15 protein-coding genes are annotated in these 16,610 nt (G+C 55.4%); 8 read left to right on the top strand and 7 right to left on the bottom strand.

Annotated elements, in window-relative coordinates; all coding sequences use genetic code 11:
• Positions 1–226: 226 nt before the first annotated feature.
• Genes ACR0AM_RS15655 through ACR0AM_RS15625 form a run of 7 tightly spaced genes read right to left on the bottom strand, consistent with a single transcriptional unit; the run spans position 227 to position 9,097 of the window.
• Positions 227–1,591, bottom strand: a complete 1,365-nt coding sequence (locus ACR0AM_RS15655) for an aminotransferase (protein WP_480555787.1) — start codon at positions 1,589–1,591, stop codon at positions 227–229.
• Positions 1,584–3,158 carry a trimethylamine methyltransferase family protein gene (locus tag ACR0AM_RS15650; protein ID WP_480623417.1) on the bottom strand — a complete coding sequence of 525 codons (1,575 nt, stop codon included), beginning with the start codon at positions 3,156–3,158 and terminating at the stop codon, positions 1,584–1,586. Before ACR0AM_RS15650 ends, ACR0AM_RS15655 begins: the two co-directional genes overlap by 8 nt.
• Positions 3,155–5,221: an FAD-dependent oxidoreductase gene (locus ACR0AM_RS15645; protein ID WP_480623416.1), complete on the bottom strand. Its 2,067-nt coding sequence runs from the start codon at positions 5,219–5,221 to the stop codon at positions 3,155–3,157. Before ACR0AM_RS15645 ends, ACR0AM_RS15650 begins: the two co-directional genes overlap by 4 nt.
• 60 nt (positions 5,222–5,281) lie before the next feature.
• The gene (locus ACR0AM_RS15640; RefSeq protein WP_480477765.1) at positions 5,282–6,343 is read right to left on the bottom strand and encodes an ABC transporter substrate-binding protein; all 1,062 of its coding nucleotides are present in this window, start codon (positions 6,341–6,343) and stop codon (positions 5,282–5,284) included.
• Between the two features lie 17 nt (positions 6,344–6,360).
• The gene (locus tag ACR0AM_RS15635) at positions 6,361–7,458 is read right to left on the bottom strand and encodes an ABC transporter ATP-binding protein (RefSeq protein WP_480623415.1); all 1,098 of its coding nucleotides are present in this window, start codon (positions 7,456–7,458) and stop codon (positions 6,361–6,363) included.
• Entirely contained in the window at positions 7,455–8,243 is a 789-nt protein-coding gene (locus ACR0AM_RS15630) for an ABC transporter permease (protein WP_209599079.1), read from the bottom strand. The genes ACR0AM_RS15635 and ACR0AM_RS15630 overlap by 4 nt, the downstream gene beginning before the upstream one ends.
• On the bottom strand, positions 8,240–9,097 hold the full coding sequence (locus tag ACR0AM_RS15625; protein ID WP_480520727.1) for an ABC transporter permease: 858 nt from the start codon (positions 9,095–9,097) through the stop codon (positions 8,240–8,242). Before ACR0AM_RS15625 ends, ACR0AM_RS15630 begins: the two co-directional genes overlap by 4 nt.
• A 139-nt stretch (positions 9,098–9,236) precedes the next feature.
• Between ACR0AM_RS15625 and ACR0AM_RS15620 the strand changes: the two genes are divergently transcribed.
• The 8 genes from ACR0AM_RS15620 (at position 9,237) to ACR0AM_RS15585 (ending at position 16,607) form a co-directional block, all read left to right on the top strand.
• The gene (locus tag ACR0AM_RS15620; RefSeq protein ID WP_480520802.1) at positions 9,237–9,866 is read left to right on the top strand and encodes a TetR family transcriptional regulator C-terminal domain-containing protein; all 630 of its coding nucleotides are present in this window, start codon (positions 9,237–9,239) and stop codon (positions 9,864–9,866) included.
• Positions 9,867–10,268: 402 nt separating this feature from the next.
• The gene (locus ACR0AM_RS15615; RefSeq protein WP_480623414.1) at positions 10,269–10,661 is read left to right on the top strand and encodes a COG4315 family predicted lipoprotein; all 393 of its coding nucleotides are present in this window, start codon (positions 10,269–10,271) and stop codon (positions 10,659–10,661) included.
• A gap of 6 nt (positions 10,662–10,667) precedes the next feature.
• A complete protein-coding gene (locus tag ACR0AM_RS15610; protein ID WP_480623413.1) occupies positions 10,668–11,213 on the top strand; it encodes an RNA polymerase sigma factor in 546 nt (181 codons plus the stop codon).
• The gene (locus ACR0AM_RS15605) at positions 11,210–11,956 is read left to right on the top strand and encodes an anti-sigma factor family protein (RefSeq protein ID WP_480623412.1); all 747 of its coding nucleotides are present in this window, start codon (positions 11,210–11,212) and stop codon (positions 11,954–11,956) included. The genes ACR0AM_RS15610 and ACR0AM_RS15605 overlap by 4 nt, the downstream gene beginning before the upstream one ends.
• Positions 11,957–12,152: 196 nt before the next feature.
• Positions 12,153–13,313 (top strand): Gfo/Idh/MocA family protein, encoded by a 1,161-nt coding sequence (locus ACR0AM_RS15600; RefSeq protein WP_480623411.1) that lies wholly within the window; start codon positions 12,153–12,155, stop codon positions 13,311–13,313.
• Between the two features lie 395 nt (positions 13,314–13,708).
• A complete protein-coding gene (locus ACR0AM_RS15595) occupies positions 13,709–14,323 on the top strand; it encodes a TetR/AcrR family transcriptional regulator (RefSeq protein ID WP_480623410.1) in 615 nt (204 codons plus the stop codon).
• Complete coding sequence (locus ACR0AM_RS15590; RefSeq protein WP_480623409.1) at positions 14,320–15,474, top strand: efflux RND transporter periplasmic adaptor subunit; 1,155 nt, start codon at positions 14,320–14,322, stop codon at positions 15,472–15,474. The genes ACR0AM_RS15595 and ACR0AM_RS15590 overlap by 4 nt, the downstream gene beginning before the upstream one ends.
• Positions 15,471–16,607 carry an ABC transporter permease gene (locus tag ACR0AM_RS15585; RefSeq protein ID WP_480608018.1) on the top strand — a complete coding sequence of 379 codons (1,137 nt, stop codon included), beginning with the start codon at positions 15,471–15,473 and terminating at the stop codon, positions 16,605–16,607. The genes ACR0AM_RS15590 and ACR0AM_RS15585 overlap by 4 nt, the downstream gene beginning before the upstream one ends.
• Positions 16,608–16,610 lie beyond the last annotated feature (3 nt).

Raw genomic sequence — 16,610 nt, 5'->3', positions numbered from 1 at the left:
TCCGGAAAAAATGGCCGGTCCTGAAGTGGCGTGCACGACAAAACCAACGGATTATACTGATCGACCCGAAACGCTCTATCGCTGGACCCAATGCTTGGATGCCATAGTCGTTCTGACAGTGCAAATACGCCAATTCCTAAGCGAAAAATGAACTTGGCAATCCCTAAGATCGAAATGCCGCTATATTACCCGATCTCCAGATTATTACAGAAACAGCCCACACCAGTCACCGGCCACTGATTCTGCCGAGCCATTCGGATGTCGCTTCTAGCCCTTGCCGCAGGATAGTAAACATATGCTCGATTTCGCCTTGTGTAATGATGAGGGGCGGCGAAAGAACACACATGTTGATCACGGGTCGAACAAGCAGACCACGTTTCTGGCATTCCATATCGATACGGCTGCCAATCTCATAGTCGCGCCCCAGCTCGCTCTGGGGATCGCCATCGACTGAGCACTGAACACACCCCATCAATCCCATCCCACGCGCATCGGCCACGATGTCAATCTGGCGCAACTGCTGTAACTGATCCTGAAAAACCGGGCCGACTTTTCGAACGTGTTCGAGTATCCTTTCCCGCTCGATAATCTCGATGTTTTTCAACCCGGCAGCCGCGCTGACCGGATGGCCCGAATAGGTATAGCCATTCGAAAAGGTGGCATCTTTTCCCGCAACATCCGCAATCAGCCTGTCAGAAATAATCGCGGCCCCCATCGGCGCATACCCGGATGTCATTCCTTTGGCACAGGTGATTATGTCAGGCTGAATGCCAAAGACAGCCTCGGAGGCGAACCAATGGCCCAATCGACCGAAAGCCGTCACGACCTCGTCGGAAATATACAAAACATCATACTTCCTGCAGATGTTCAGGCAGCGTGCGTGATACCCAATTGGTGGTACGATGACGCCGCCCGAGGCCAAAACCGGTTCGGCGATAAAAGCGGCAACATTTTCCGGGCCAAGTGCCACAATGGCGTTTTCGAGATCGGCAACTTTCTCGTTCAGAAAGCTTTCATCGCTTTGACCGGGCGCGCGGTAAAGCGGGTTCACGTCCGGCAGGAAATGCGCCAGGTCGTCGGCCTTGTCGAGCCAGAGCCTGTCACGTTCCTTCCCACTGACGCTGGCCGCCAGATATGTGCTTCCGTGATAGGCTTTTTGCCTTGAAATGATTTTCTTTTTCTCTGGCCAACCCATTAGGTTGTTGCGGAAATGGACAAACCGGATGGCAGTATCAACCGCAGTGGAACCGCCGGTTGTAAAGAAGACATTATTCAGGTCACCCGGCGCACGTTTGGCGATTTCGCGGGCAAACTGTGCCGCAGTCGAGTTTGTGTTGTTGAAGGGCGAGAAATAGGCAAGGTTCCGGGCTTGCTCGGCCATTGCTTCGGCCATTTCCGCGCGTCCATACCCAATCTGGGTGCACCACATGCCCCCCGGTCCGTCGATCAGGCGTGCACCTTTTTCGTTTATCAGATGAATGCCGCTGGCACCTTCGATAAAGGTGCGGTCGTTTTCACCCAAAGCCTCCATCCCTTCCCACGGGTGCAGGAAGTGGTCGTTGTCCCATTGCTTTACGTTGGAATTATCCATGGCGTGCCATGCTTTCCGCGCTTAACACAATGGGAAATTCTTCGCGTACCCGAGCGTCCAAGGCGCCAAAATAGTTGGGGAAATGGCTGTCGAGGATGGAATTCGCCTTGTCGCGGGCGCGGTCCAGAAGATCCGTTTTCCCCTCGTTCTCCCAAGTGTCCGTACGCTCGCGGTCCATAAGCTGAGGGTAGACGAATTCGCTGTTCATATAGCTCAGCGTGTGCGGATTGCCGAGGAAATGACCCGGATCTATGGCACATTGGTGAATCACATCCACCGCCATGGTTTCATCGGTAACCTCTATCCCGCGCAACGATCGCAGGATCATGCCGCCGGCTTCGTCATCGATGACCATGCTTTCAAAGCTGCATCCCATAAGACTACCGATCATACCACCAAACTCGCACAGGCGATTGGCGCCGGCATGCGCTGCAAGGGTAAAGGTCAGCGCCTTTTCCAACCCGTATTGTGCATCAGGTATTTTTGCATCGGTCATACCTGCACCCACCGAAGTGGGAAGGCCGTAAAAGTTGCCCATCTGAATTGCTGCGGCACCGATCAGCGCCTGTTCACCACTGCCGCCGGTGAAAGACCCGCTGCGCAGGTCCGTTATGAAAGGCCAGGCCGCAAAGCAGATAGGGCAACCCGGCGTGATCAGGTTGACGATGGCGACGCAGGCAAGTGTTTCGGCGACGGTTTGAACCAGTGTTCCCGCAAGCGTCGCCGGAGCCGTGGCCCCGGCTTGAGGCGGCACGGCCAGATCAACAGTCAGGCCCAGCTTGGCCGTATCGATCAAGATTTCCATGTTTTCCTTGCCGACCCGCAGAGGGGAAACAATGGGGCAGCCGCCGAATATGACGCTTGGCTTTTTCAGGAAAGCCCCCTCGCCGCCCTGAGCTAAGTCAAACATGCGGATGGCATGTGGAATGTGGCTGCGGTCGCGGAATGTCAGGCAGGCGGGTTTTTGGCTGCCTGCAAGCATGGCGTAAACGGTGTTCATGTCATGGGTGAAATCATCGGTCACATCCGTCGCCAGAACCGTGTCGCCCAGCATGTGAATGTTTTCCAAACGGTCTACCAGGCGGGTGAAATCATAAACATCACGCAGAACCGACGGACGATAGGTTTTGGTTTTGGCATCGAATGTTGTCACGGCGGTTCCAGAGTTGGCGAAGTAAACGCTCTCTGCCGAACAATGCATGTCGTCTTTGCCTTCACGCTCTCCGCGGGCATAGACATAAAACTCCTTGGCAGCACCAGCCAGGATGTCTTCCATCAGGGCGCGTGGAAAGCACAGCCGGTTGAGGTCACTCAACATTGCACCTTTGGGAAGCACCAGCTCAAGCAACTCCGGGAAATGGTCGGTAATACCGGTTTGTTCCAGAACGGTCAGGGCTGCATGATGGATGTTCTCCATATCGATTTGAGTCAGCGGTCTATAGCGTCCGCCGCTCAGACCCCCGCGTACGGCTTCGTTACCCGTGGTCGTCTGTTGTACCTTCAGACGCGCTGCGCGCCCGCCGCCCCCGCGACGACGTGAACGGGGTGCTTCATTGGTGCTGTTCATGTCGCATCCTCTGCCAAATCAATAATCTCACGGCGAAACCAGTCTTTGTCTGCATCGGCCTTTGGGCGCTCGAAATCGCGGGCGGCGCGATGGCCGGCAAAAACCGCGTCTGCGATCAATCCCGGCGACGCGGCATCACCAATGAGGTCAAGGGTTTTCAAACCGGCCCCCTTCAGGCTGTCGAAAAGGGCAGTTTCACGCTTGCGCTCGGTCACCAGAACCGTTGAGGCGCACTGGATTTCAATTTCGCGGCCGGTAAAGGCACAGCCGATCCGCACCGCGCCGCCCTGAACCGCCGTAAGCACCTGATTGCAGCGGATATCCACCCCCAGTTCGATCATACGGGCCTGGATGCGGGACTGTTCCAAAGTATGAACGGCGTAGGCCGAAACCAAACTCTCTGGCGTGGCAAAAATGACCTGATATCCGGCAGTCGCCAGTTTCTCGGCAATCACTCCCGCCAGATAGATGTGGTCATCATCATAGATCATCACCGGGCCGCCCGGGGGCAGAACCCCATTCATGATCTCATCAGGCGTCAACACATTGGCATCCGGCATGACCGTGGGCAGGCGGCGCTGCGTGTTGCGACCCACGCCATCTGCGCGCCAATAGCTGCCGGTTGCGACAAAGACATGTTCGATGCCAAGCTCGGAGACTTGTCCGGCTTCGAGCTTGCTGTCCGTGAACAACTGTACGTTGGCCCGCTGCTTCAGATCGTTCAGGCGATAGTCAACCACCCGCGACCAGGCGGCGAGGCCGGGAAGTCTGCTTTCCCTGCCAACCCGTCCACCAAATTCGGTCGAGGCCTCGGCCAGTGTCACCTGATACCCGCGCCGTGCCAATTGCATGGTGCATTCCAGCCCCGCAGGTCCGCCACCGATGACCAGCACTTCTGCCTCGCTTTTTTTCGGCTCAATGATCTCGGGGTGCCAGCCGCGGCGCCATTCCTCGCCCATCGTTGGGTTTTGTGTGCAGCGGATCGGAACACCCAGATTGTCCGACGACACGCAGATATTGCAGCCGATGCATTCGCGGATTTCGTCGATCCTGCCTTCCTCGATCTTTTTTGGTATGAAAGGGTCCGCAATGGATGGCCGCGCGGCACCGATAAGGTCGACAATTCCCTTATTGACCACCGACAGCATCATGTCCGGGGACGTCAGTCGGCCAACGCCAACAACAGGTTTTCGGGTGATCTGTTTGACGTGAGACAGAAACGCGTTCTGATAACCATCTTCGGGCTGGAAACGGGTCGTTGCGCTGTCATTGGACCAATCCGCCACATTCACGTCCCACAGGTCGGGAAGATCGGCCAATAGCTCGACAATGGCGCGGCCTTCTTCTGCCGCCTGCATACCGTCGGCGCCCATCATCTCGTCAATGGCAAAGCGGAACGCCACGGCACAGCTGTCGCCTATGGCATCGTGGGTGTCTTCCAGCAGTTCACGCGTCAGCCGCACTCGATTTTCAAGCGACCCCCCATATTCATCGCTGCGCTGGTTCATATGGGGCAGCATGAAATGCTGTGCCAATGTCATGTTGTGCCCGGCATAGACATAAACGATGTCAAACCCGGCCTCTTTCGCGCGCAGGGCCGCGTCGCGGTGCCAGCGGCGAAGTTCCCTAATATCAGCCTTGTCCATGGCCTGCGCATGCTTTGGATGCGTCGTATCCACAGACATTTCGGAAGGTGCAAGAACCGGAGCGCGGGTCAGCAGATTCTGCGCATGGTTGCCGTTATGAACCAGTTGGATGGCCGCCAGCGCGCCATGTGCATGCACTGCATCGGTCATCAGCCGCAGCGCAGGCACATCGCGTGCATCCCACAATCGCCCTTCAGGGAACGGGGACAAATCCGAGGTCGGATGAATCTCGGTTTCCTGATTAGACACCACGGCCCAGCCACCTTCTGCTTTCATTCCCCGCACGGCAGCGTCCGCCCGCGGCCTGAGATGCCCCATCCCGGTGCAATGCGGCACCTGATAAAAGCGGTTTCTGGCTGTCACCGGCCCGATCTGGATCGGTTCAAAAAGCAGAGCATATGGGTTCGCGTTCGACATAATCACGCGTTTTCCTGTAGTTGGGTTCCGGAGCCCTTAGGCCCCGGATGATGGGTTGTGTTAGAAGCCGGCTTTGATCCGCTCGAATTCGGCCAGCATCTTCGCCTCAAGCTCGGGGTTCACAGCATCAAAGAACAAGCTGCCTTCGAAGAAGCTTTTGGGATCGGAAAAACCATAGGCTTCGATATTGGCCTGATCGGCGATTTCAAACGCTTTTGCGTTGGAATGCGGGTAGCCCCAGTTGTCGATGATGTACTGACCACTGGCAGGGTCCGTAAGCGCGTTCAAAAGGTCATAGACCTGATCGACCGGTGTCGTGGACGATTTCAGATGCACATAGCCACACGCCCAGGTCGCGATGCCCTTGTCCACGTTGCGCATCATGGCCGCGGGCACTTCGTTCCAGATCAGGTTCAGTTCGGACTGGTTCCAGGCCCAACCCATTTCGATCTCGCCACTGGTCATGGCCTGGTCAAACTGACCCGCATCGGACCAGTAAAAGCGCATGTTTGGATGGATCGAGCGCAGGAAATCCGATGCTTCCTTGAATTGCTCATCGCTCAGGTTGGTGTAGTCATCCGCGTTTCCGGTGGCCAGCGCGGCCAGGGCATAAGCAGACGATGCGGCATCCGGGATGGCGATTTTGCCCGCAAAGGCCGGGTCCGCCATCAGTTGCAGCGAGATGTCATCCCCCGAGATCTTGTCGGTGCGATAGATCAGGCCCGTGTTCCCCCATTCAAATGGCAGCATGTAAAGCTGGCCGTCCAGAACGATGGCGTCGACCTCTTTGATCTCGGGCAGCACATCCGTCCAATTGGTCAGCTTGCTTTCGTCCAAAGGCTGAATCAGATCAGCTGCGACCCATTTTCTGACAGCGTCGGAACAAGGATGTGCCAGATCAGCGGTAAAACCGGAACTCAGCTTGGTAAAGGCTTCTTCCTGGCTTCCGAAATAGGAATAGCTTGGCGCTTCATCCCCGTATTTTTCCATGTAGCTGGCAAAGAACCCGGGATCTTCATATCCCGACCAGTCAAAAACCGTCAGATCAGCGCCACCTGCACTGGCACTGCCTGTCGTTAACGCCGTCGCACATGCGAAGGCCGCAATTCCCTGAAGTTTCATTCTATCCTCCCTCTGTTTTATTCCGAATTCGTACCAAGATCGATCACACTCGCCGCCTGAAGCCCCAGCCAAACGGAGTCGCCACGATTGAAATCGACCGTGTGAAAATAGTTTGGAACCGAGACCGAGATTGGTTTTTCGGCCCCTGCCACCTGAATGTGGTAGTGAATATTTTCACCGTAGAAGGCGACGTTGCTGACGGTGCCTTGAACCGTTGATAGGTAGTCTTCAGGCCGATCCGCAGCAATCTCCAGCTGTTCCGGTCGAATACCGATATTCATGTTTCTGGCGCTGATCGCCACATTGGGATTTCTCTCGATTTCCATCCGCCCGAAGGCAGCCGCATCGATTGACAACGTGTCACCGCTTTCGCCAAGCAACCGGGCCGGCAATATGTTCATCTCACCGATGAAGCGGGCCACTTGCTGATCACAGGGACGGGCATAAAGCGTTGTTGGCGTGTCCACCTGCTTGAGTTGCCCGTTGAACATCACGCCGATACGGTCGGACATGGTCATCGCTTCGTACTGATCATGCGTGACCATCACAAAGGTAATGCCAAGCGACTGTTGCAGATTGCGCATTTCAAACTGCATCTGTTCGCGCAGCTTCTTGTCAAGCGCTGACAAGGGTTCATCCAAAAGCAACACCTTGGGTCGCATGATCAGCGCGCGGGCAAGCGCCACCCTTTGACGCTGCCCGCCCGATAACTCGCTTGCACCGCGATCCTGAAGACCACCCAGTTCGACCATTTCCAAGGCTTCGGCGACGCGCTGATCGATCTCGGCCTTAGGCGCTTTGCCCCGCAACCCGTAGGCTACGTTATTCCCGACATTGAGGTGCGGAAAGATTGCGTAGCTTTGGAAAACCATGTTCGTCGGGCGTTTGTTGGCGGGCACTCCTTCCATATCCTGACCGTCAATCAGCACCTTCCCTCTGGTGGGTTCCTGAAAGCCCGCGATCATGCGTAAAACCGTGGTCTTGCCACATCCCGAAGGACCGAGGAGCGAAAAGAACTCGCCCTCTCTGAGGTCAAGGTTTATGCCGCTCGCGGCCACAAATGTGCCGTAGCGCTTTTCGACGTCCCTGAGCTCTATGATGTTTCTGTTTGTCATCGGACCTCAGATGCGGATGAACGGCGGCGGAAGTATTCAGCCAGAACCAGAAGCAGAACCGAGGTTAGCAACAGGATCGACCCCAGTGCCAAAACATTTGGAAGCTTGGCGGGGAAACGGATCTGGCTCCAGATATAAACCGGCAGGGTTGGCTGGTTACCGGACAGGAAAAAGGCGAGGACGAATTCATCGAAACTGACGGTGAATGTGACCAAAACACTGGCTACGATACCGGGGGCAACGACCGGCAGCGTCACGCGACGGAATGTTTCGAACACGCCGACGCCCAGATCGTAAGATGCTTCCTCCAGTGATGCGTCGAAGTCATCAAAGGCGGATTTCAAGATCGAGACAGAGAACGGCAGCGCGAGAAACGTATGGCCCAGAATGACGGTCAGCAATGACGGCTTGAGACCGAGGAACAGAAACAGGACCAGCATTGAAGAGGCGACGATTATGCCCGGGATCACCAAAGGCAGCATCACCAGACCTTCTGCCGCGCGTTGACCCCGAAAACGGTACCGAACAAAGGCACGGGCGGCGAACAATCCCATGGCGGTCGATAGAAGGGCAACAACAGTGCCGACGGCAAGCGAATTCCAAAGCGCCTGGATCAACGTGTCCTGCTCGCCTAGCTTCCGATACCAGTCCAGTGTCCAGCCCTTGATCGGGAACGCAACGATTGTGCCGCTGTTGAACGAGAACAAGGGAAGGAACAGAACCGGCAGGTACAGAAACAGCAGATACAGGAACGCATAGGCTGTCAGGGTTGTAGGACGTCTCATCTGATCCGCCTCCCCAGCCGCGTTGCGGACATGACAAACACGATAGCCACAAAACCCACCGACAGCATTGCGATCAGCGATAGCGTAGCCCCAAGGGGCCAGTTGTTGGCGGCCCCGAACTGCACCTGAATAAGATTGGCGATCATCTTCCCATCTGAACCACCAACCAGAGCCGGGGTCACATAATCACCAACTGTAGGGATGAAGATGATCAGGCAAGCGGCAATGATACCTGGGATCGTCAGCGGCAGCGTCACCCGCATAAAACGTTGAATGGGACTGTTCCCAAGATCTGTTGCAGCCTCAAGTAGACTGGGATCGATTTTCTGCAATGAGACATAGATCGGTAGGATCGCAAATGGCGCCCAGGCATGAGCGAGCGTCAGCACAACTGCGAATTCGTTGTAAAGCAGGAAGTCGAGAGGCTCGCTGATCAGACCCAGCGCCAGAAGCGCAGAGTTCATAACGCCGTTGAAACCCAAAATGAGTTTCCAGGCAAATACGCGCAGCAAATAGCTGGACCAAAATGGAATGGTGATGAGCAGAAGCCAGATGGTCTTTTTCTGGGCCTTCATCGCGATAAAATACGCGATGGGATAGGCCAGTGCGACGGTGACTACGGTTACCGCTCCGGCAATCCAGATCGACCGAAGCATCAGGTGCCGGACCAGCGGATCCGCAAACGCATCGCTGTAATTCTTCAGCGTCGGTGTCTTGTCGAGCGTCACATAGGTTTGGGTCCAGAATGAATAGGCAATCAGGATCAACAATGGCGCCGCGACCAGAAACCCCACGTAAGCCGTGGCTGGCGCGCTGAGGGTATATCCCCGGGACGCTTCGCTGCGAAAGATCACCCAACCTCCCTTCCCGAAATTCACGAGTTGCTAATGGACGATCGTCCATTAAATGTTGCGCCAGAAAGGCCTTTCGTGTCAATATTCCTTTGATCTACCTCTATAAGGCATTCACAAACGGTTGGTAACATTGAACAAAGTGCAAAGCACCAAGGAACAAAAACGCGGTTCAAAGCGGGATCCGGAAGCCAATAAACAGCTACTGATCGACGCGACTCTGGACACAATTGCCGATATTGGAGTTACCGATACCTCGGTCAGCCGAATCTGCGAGCGCTCCGGCCTGTCGCGCGGAATGATCCATTTGCATTTCGGGGGTAAGGACAATTTGCTGACCGCAGCCGCCCGGCATTTCAGCACCGAGTATTATGCCGAGATGGACAGAAGGATGGATCTGGGCGCGAGCGCAACGCCCGAAGACCGTGTTATGGCAGTGATTGAGGCCGACCTGTCAGAAGCACTGCTCAATCCGCGCAGTACGAAAATCTGGCATGCGTTTCGGGGTATCGCAAGCTCTCATCCAGGTATCGCCCGTTACAGCAGCACTCAGGATGACAAACTTGTCGAAACCTTGCGGTCCGCGTTCAAAGAGATAGCCCCTAAAAACGGACGTGACCCGAACCTAGTAGATGACGCAACCAGCGGAACGCTCGCCTTGCTGGAGGGGATGTGGGTGAATTACCTAACCGATATGCAGGGATTTTCACGCCGCCGCTCTGTCAACCTTGTTCGAAGGTTTTTATGCGGACTTTTCCCCGGAAAATTCTAGGTTTAAGCCTTGGCGGTGTTCTAGTTCAAGTTGGATAACTCGGAGACAGAAGTTTCTGAGAGAAAATTGTTCCGGGCGCATACAATCAGCTCGTCTGTGCTTTCGTTTTGAAACAACTGCGACTGCCGTGCCATTACTTACATACCCAAACTTGGGACACTGTCAGGTGACGAAGCCCCCTGCCCCACGGGCCTAAGGCGCTTGTCCACTTGTCGACAGATACAGGTTATTAGTACCCAAACCGGACATGGGTGACCTTTCCTGTAGGCTCGGATTTTGGCTTAGCCACCACAACAATGCCTACACGCCACAAAAAAAGTTTCACTTTGGGGAATTTTTTCCAGGCGCCTTCGTAGTTGTATTGTCTGCCATCCGGCAGACCTGAAAAAGTCGGAGAATCCAATGTCCCTAAAATCCCTCACTTTTACCGGTGTCGCGCTGGTTGCGACTGCAACCGGTTCATTTGCGGATGGTCACACCGGTGCGCCAGCCGCAACTGGCCAGCTCAACGGAGAAACCTTCCTGATGGATGCGCGCAAGATGACGCTCTATACCTTTGACAAGGACGAGACAGGCGTTTCGAATTGCTATGATGACTGTGCCGCCAAATGGCCGCCGCTGATGGGTGATGCCAACATGGAACTGAAAAAAGGCTACAGCCTGATTGAACGCAAGGATGGCAGCGTTCAGGTCGCCTACAAAGGAAAGCCGCTTTATCTATGGTTCAAAGACGAAAACCCTGGGGACATGACAGGGGACGGTGTAAAAGGTGTTTGGCATATCGCACGCCCCTGAACCTTGGTGCCGGGGGAAAGTTTCCTCCCCCGGCTTACGTACATGCTTCAGTCATTTGAAAACCAGCTTGAAAACTGCCTCCCCGATCTTTGGCGTTATGCCTGGTCGCTGACCCGTGATCGGGATGCGGCGGATGATCTGGTGCAGGATTGTGTTGAACGCGCCCTTCGCAAACGATTGCTATGGCTTCCGGGACGGCCGTTGAAACCATGGCTCACTAAAATATTGTTGAACCTCTATCGGGATAGGTGGCGTCGAGAGACCAAATTCAACACTGTCGATCTCGACAACATTTCGACGCTGGCAGCAACAACAAGCACGGCCGAAGAATGGTTGGAACTCAAGGCTGTCTGGAAGGCGCTGGATTCTGTTCCCCAAGATCAGCGAGAAGCCCTTCTTTCTGTTGTGATTGGTGAGTTAAGCTATGACGAAGCGGCCACAACTTTGTCCATTCCAAAGGGTACGCTGATGTCGCGGATCTCGCGCGCGCGTACTAAAATCAAATCTGAAATGGACGCTTCGACCGCCGTGAAGATCAGGAGCGTGAAATGACGCACACCCCATCCATCGAAGACCTGGTTCAGCGTTGCATAGACGGTGAGTTGTCACCGGAAGAGAGCGAACGCCTTGACCGTCACCTTGCCCGTCACCCGGACGATGCAGCGCGCGTTCGTGCAATGCAGCGTCAATCTGATCTGATAAACAAGGCGGTCCCTGTACCTTCTGCGGCACATCTTCGAAGTCTGCGGAAACAGGCCACGCCACCCTCGCCAGTCTCTTTGAGGCTGGTTGCTTCGGTCGCGGTTTTTACAGTCGGATTCGGCTTGGGATCTTATTTGCAACCTTGGAACAGTGGAACAACCGACGATCTGGCATTGTTTTCGCAACACGCAAAGGCGGCGCATTCTCTATTCGCCGTTGAGGTTCTTCACCCTGTAGAAGTCGCCGCTGCGGAAAAAGACCACTTGCAAACCTGGCTCTCCAATCGTCTGGGCTCTGCCATTATCGCGCCGCAACTTGGGGAAACCGGGTTCTCCCTGATTGGAGGACGCCTTTTGCCCGCAGGAGACCGAGCCTCAGCTTTATTTATGTACGAGAATGCAGAGGGTGATCGGTTAAGTTTGATGGCCACGCATGGCGACACAACTCAAACTCAATCATTTCGGTTTCGACAAGAGGACGGGTATCTTGTCGTCTTCTGGCAGGACGGACCCTGGCAGTATACGTTGGTCGGAGACCAGCAGCGCGACCCGATGGAACACATCGCCCGCTTGGCGCATGGTCAAATGATCTAGAGACTGCTTTGAGCGGCTTCATTCGCGCAGAAGCTTTGCGAAACCCGCAAGTTTACAGCAAAAAGCAGTCCGAAGTTACCGGTGTCTGTTGCGGTGAACCGCACCAAGTGGCAAGAACTTTTTTGTTGGCTGAGAATATCTTAACTCCGCGTATGCCGGTCAGTGAACGGTGTTCGGTATTCAAAAGGAGAGCTACATGGCAAACCTATCAGGGGTTCGTGCGGCAGTCATTGGAACGGGTTTTATCGGAACAGTTCACGTGCAGACCTTGCGCCGCTTGGGTGTGCAGATAGCTGGCGTTCTTGGCTCATCTCCAGAAAGAGGCGCAGCCGGCGCCGCAGAACTTTGTGTGGCACAGGCATACTCGTCCTTGGAGGAGTTGCTGGCCGATAATAGCGTGGATGTGGTTCACGTAACTTCCCCAAACCAGGCGCATTATCCGCAGGTCATGGCCATCCTCAGAGCCGGAAAGCACGTGATCTGCGAGAAACCACTGGCAATGACCAGCCAGCAATCGGCTGAAATGGTCGAAATGTCGGCTGCGTCCGGTAAGATTTGCGCGGTGTGCTACAATATCCGGTTTTATCCTCTGAACCAGCACGCACACGAAATGGTCAACCAAGGTGATTTGGGCGATATCCGCCTTGTCACGGGCCACTACCATCAGGATTGGCTTGCGAAACAAACGGACTGGAATTGGCGATTGCAGGCCGAGTCAGGAGGAGTTCTGCGTTCGGTTGGCGATATTGGCACGCACTGGGTCGATTTGACGGGCTTTATTACAGGATTAAAGGCAAAATCCGTTTTCGCGGATTTGACGACATTTCTACCGGAGCGGCAGCGCCCGATGGGGCCAGTTGGAACATTCTCAAACGCAGGTGGCGCAACCGAGACCGTGGCGATTGATACAGACGACAGCGCAGCAATCCTGATACGGTATGAGGGCGGCGCCAAGGGGGTCATGACGACGTCGCAGATCAATTTCGGACGCAAGAACTCCCTAGTCTGGGACATAGCCGGAAGCAAATCCAGTGCGGCATGGGACAGCGAAAAGCCGGATCATCTGTTCATAGGTCATCGCGACGCCGCCAATCAGGTATTGATGCGTGATTTTACCCTGATGAATGCAGCCGGGACCTGTGCCGCGTCTTTACCGCCGGGCCATGTCGAAGGGTTCGCGGACAGTTTTTTTAACTTTTTTAACAGCGTTTATCTGGACATTTGCGCAGGCACGCGCGGGCAAGGCAGCACGTGGGCGACATTTGAAGACGGTCACTATGAAATGCGTTTCTGCGAGGCCGTTCTCAAATCCGCCCGAGAAAGCCGCTGGGTCGATTTGGTTGAGATTTCAGATTGATGCCGCTAAACGCGGCGTCCAGTGTTCTGTTAAAACACTGACTGCCGCCGGGATCTGTCGCAAACTTCACCCCCACCTGTTGTCCGTCGTCAGGGATTTTGGTACAGATGGCTATCTGTTCTAAGAGAGGGTCCGGCGCATCTGACTGGTTTGATTATGCGGCCTATTTGCGACGATCCCAAGCGGCTTGATGTCGTGTTTTTCACGAAGTTTGTCTTTAGGTGCCCCGCGGTTATTGGGTGCTTTCCGCTATTTTCCTGTAGATCATATCGCTCCTAATAGGTGCCAAGCCATTCTTTCCGCCCCCGATACCGAAATCAAATGCTGGTGCGCTTGACGGCAAGTGTACCTCGTTTTAGATAGTTAGTTATTACTCACTAACAAAATGATATCCTATGCCTTCCCGCAAGCCCGCAGATGAACGCAAGACCGAGATCGTACAGGCAATGCTGCGTCTCGCGGACGAGTTGGGCCCAGATCGCCTGACCACGCAGTCGGTTGCTGATACAGTCGGGCTGACGCAGCCCGCAATCTTCCGGCATTTCGCGACCAAACAGGATTTATGGTTGGCGGTGGCAGCTGAGATTTCTGAACGCCTCCGAACCGCATGGGGTGACGCGCTTAGGACATCCGCCGATCCGGCAGATCGGATCAAAGCGCTGATCTTGGCACAATTGCACCAGATCGAGACTATGCCGGCCATCCCGTCCATTCTGTTCTCGCGCGAGCTACAGGTCGAAAACGACGATCTCCGGCAATCTGTTCTTACGCTGATGACTGAATTGGTCGGATTGCTGTCCATCGAGCTGACCAACGGGCAAAAAACGGGCCTGTTCGACACAGACCTGCCGCCTGAAGACGGAGCGCTACTGTTGGTCTCGCTGGTGCAAGGGTTGGCGATCCGCTGGACTTTGGGGAAACGCGGTTTCGCATTGGAATCCGAAGGAAGCCGATTGCTCGATGCTCAGATGCGGCTATTCCGAATAGCAAGTACAGAGGTTTCGCCATGAACCGCCGTATCATCCTGGGTGTCAGCCTTGTTGTCGTCCTCGCAGTCTTTGGCAGGTTCGTCCTTACAGAGCGCCCGATCAGTGTTTCCGCGGCCGCAATTGAACAGAATGTCCCTGTACGTGTTTATGGGCTGGGTACGGTCGAGGCCCGGATCGTCTCAGATGTTGGATTTGAAGTTGGTGCCACGCTGACAGAACTTTCGGTCGACAGTGGTGATACGATCAAAGCGGAGCAGGTCCTTGCCCGGCTTCATCCGACGGAACAACAAGCAAAAGTCGCGCGCGCCAAAGCGGGGGTTGCCGCCGCAGAGGCTACCTTGGGCAAGGCTGAGGCAAATGTGATACGCGCGCGTGCCATTCTTGCGCAGCGGCAGTCGACAAATGCGCGCCAGCAGGAACTTGCCGGGCGCAACGCCGTCTCGACTCAGGCTGCGGAAGAAGCGCAGCGGGATGTCGATGTTGCAGCCGCTGATCTGGTCGTAGCAGAAAGTGATGTTGAGGTTGCCAAATCCATGCACAATGACGCCAAGGCAGTTTTGCAATACGAGCGTGTACTGCTTGATCATCATGTGTTGCGGGCACCGTTTGACGCGGTCGTTGTTGAGCGTCATGTCGAAGCAGGTACTGTTGTTGTCGTTGGTGAACCTATCTTTACCCTTGTGGACCCGAACACTGTCTGGGCATTGGCCTACATTGATGAAGAGCGGGCCGGGGGCCTGCAACTCGGACAAGTTGCCGAAGTGAGGTTGCGGTCTTTGCCGCACAAGGTCTTCACCGGCAAGATCGCGCGGATCGGTATAGAAAGCGACCGGGTGAACGAAGAACGCCGGGTCTGGATTGCATGCAATCGGTGCCCGGAACAGGTTTTTCTCGGCGAACAGGCCGAAGTTTGGATCACAGTGACAGAGCTGGTCGATGCGATGTTGGTTCCAGAGATCGCAATAACCGGTTTTGACGGGCATGAAGGTCGTATCTGGGTCGCGCAGGATGGGCGTGCACATCAGGTGTCGGCAGTTTTCGGGCACCGGACCGAAGATGCGCGGGTCGAGCTGGTTAGTGGTATTCCCAATGGCTCGCAGGTCATCTTGGCACCCGTTAAAGGGCTGTCTGAAGGGCGCATGGTTCGGGTCGTCGAGAGGAATGAGCCATGAACCTCGCCTACCGCGATGTGCGTCACAATCTGTTCCGCTTCATTCTGACTTGCCTCGGCCTCAGCCTTCTGATGGCGGTCGTGCTGGCAATGATTGGTATTTACAATGGGCTGGTTGCGGACGCGCTGAACATCGTCAAAGCACCGCGAGCAGATCTTTGGATTGTTGAAACTGGTACACGCGGGCCGTTTGCAGAAGCCTCAAAAATACCCGACGGAACCCGTGATGCCGTGGGGCGCTTGCATGGTGTGGCCGAAGCGGGCAGCATCACATACCAGACCGTCGAGGCGCCCTTTCGCGGCGAAACGCTACGCCTGTACGTGATCGGATACGAGCCAGGTCACCCCGGTGGACCCGAAGCAATCACGGTAGGGCGTGGGATCAACCAGTCGCATTTCGAAATCGTGGCAGACGCCAAATCCGGACTGTCCGTCGGTGATGTGATCCGACTGGGCCGCGATCCTTTCACTGTGGTCGGGTTGGTCGAGGATACGATGAATTCCGCCGGTGATCCGGCTGCGTTCATCACTTTACGCGATGCGCAGGTGCTACAGACGCAACTGGCCCCGTCGGCGCAACGCATTCAGCAGGCACGAGGCGCGGGGTTGCTCGAAAGTCAGGACAGCGTTGCGGCTGTGATCGCGCGGCTTGAACCGCTTGCAGACCCGCAAGAAGTGGCGCAGTCGGTGCGCCAATGGAAACATCTTGGGGCCCTGACACAAGCCGATCAGGAGTCTATCTTGCTAATGTCTGTGGTGGATCGAGCAAAGCGGCAGATAGGTTTGTTTCTGGGCATTCTATTGTCCGTTTCAGCCGTTGTAATCGCGCTAATTATCTACACGATGACCATGGAAAAGCTGAAGCAGATCGCCACACTCAAACTGATCGGCGCCCCCGACCGCACGATCATCGGGCTGATCGTGCAGCAATCCATTGCACTTGGTGCGGTTGGCTGGAGTTTCGGCCTGATCCTTATCCTGCTAGTCAAGGACTACTTCCCCCGCCGGGTTGTGTTGGAGCCGATCAACGCCGTCGCTTTGGCAGGGATCATCCTCGTTGTCTGCATCGTCGCCAGCGGCCTTGGCGTTCGTGCCGCACTCAAGGTCGATCCGGCCACGGCAATCGGAGGGTGACGT

The sequence above is a fragment of the Ruegeria sp. AD9 genome, from assembly GCF_056542305.1.
Note: the sequence above shows the minus strand (reverse complement) of the source record. Positions and strands in the feature narration are given on the sequence as shown.

Bases quoted from the DNA above. Each gene is read 5' to 3' on its own strand.
- ACR0AM_RS15585 (WP_480608018.1), top strand. From the start codon at position 15,471: ATGAACCTCGCCTACCGCGATGTGCGTCACAATCTGTTCCGCTTCATT.
- ACR0AM_RS15605 (WP_480623412.1), top strand. From the start codon at position 11,210: ATGACGCACACCCCATCCATCGAAGACCTGGTTCAGCGTTGCATAGAC.
- ACR0AM_RS15650 (WP_480623417.1), bottom strand. From the start codon at position 3,158: ATGAACAGCACCAATGAAGCACCCCGTTCACGTCGTCGCGGGGGCGGC.
- ACR0AM_RS15645 (WP_480623416.1), bottom strand. From the start codon at position 5,221: ATGTCGAACGCGAACCCATATGCTCTGCTTTTTGAACCGATCCAGATC.
- ACR0AM_RS15635 (WP_480623415.1), bottom strand. From the start codon at position 7,458: ATGACAAACAGAAACATCATAGAGCTCAGGGACGTCGAAAAGCGCTAC.
- ACR0AM_RS15655 (WP_480555787.1), bottom strand. From the start codon at position 1,591: ATGGATAATTCCAACGTAAAGCAATGGGACAACGACCACTTCCTGCAC.
- ACR0AM_RS15640 (WP_480477765.1), bottom strand. From the start codon at position 6,343: ATGAAACTTCAGGGAATTGCGGCCTTCGCATGTGCGACGGCGTTAACG.
- ACR0AM_RS15615 (WP_480623414.1), top strand. From the start codon at position 10,269: ATGTCCCTAAAATCCCTCACTTTTACCGGTGTCGCGCTGGTTGCGACT.
- ACR0AM_RS15630 (WP_209599079.1), bottom strand. From the start codon at position 8,243: ATGAGACGTCCTACAACCCTGACAGCCTATGCGTTCCTGTATCTGCTG.
- ACR0AM_RS15590 (WP_480623409.1), top strand. From the start codon at position 14,320: ATGAACCGCCGTATCATCCTGGGTGTCAGCCTTGTTGTCGTCCTCGCA.
- ACR0AM_RS15595 (WP_480623410.1), top strand. From the start codon at position 13,709: ATGCCTTCCCGCAAGCCCGCAGATGAACGCAAGACCGAGATCGTACAG.
- ACR0AM_RS15600 (WP_480623411.1), top strand. From the start codon at position 12,153: ATGGCAAACCTATCAGGGGTTCGTGCGGCAGTCATTGGAACGGGTTTT.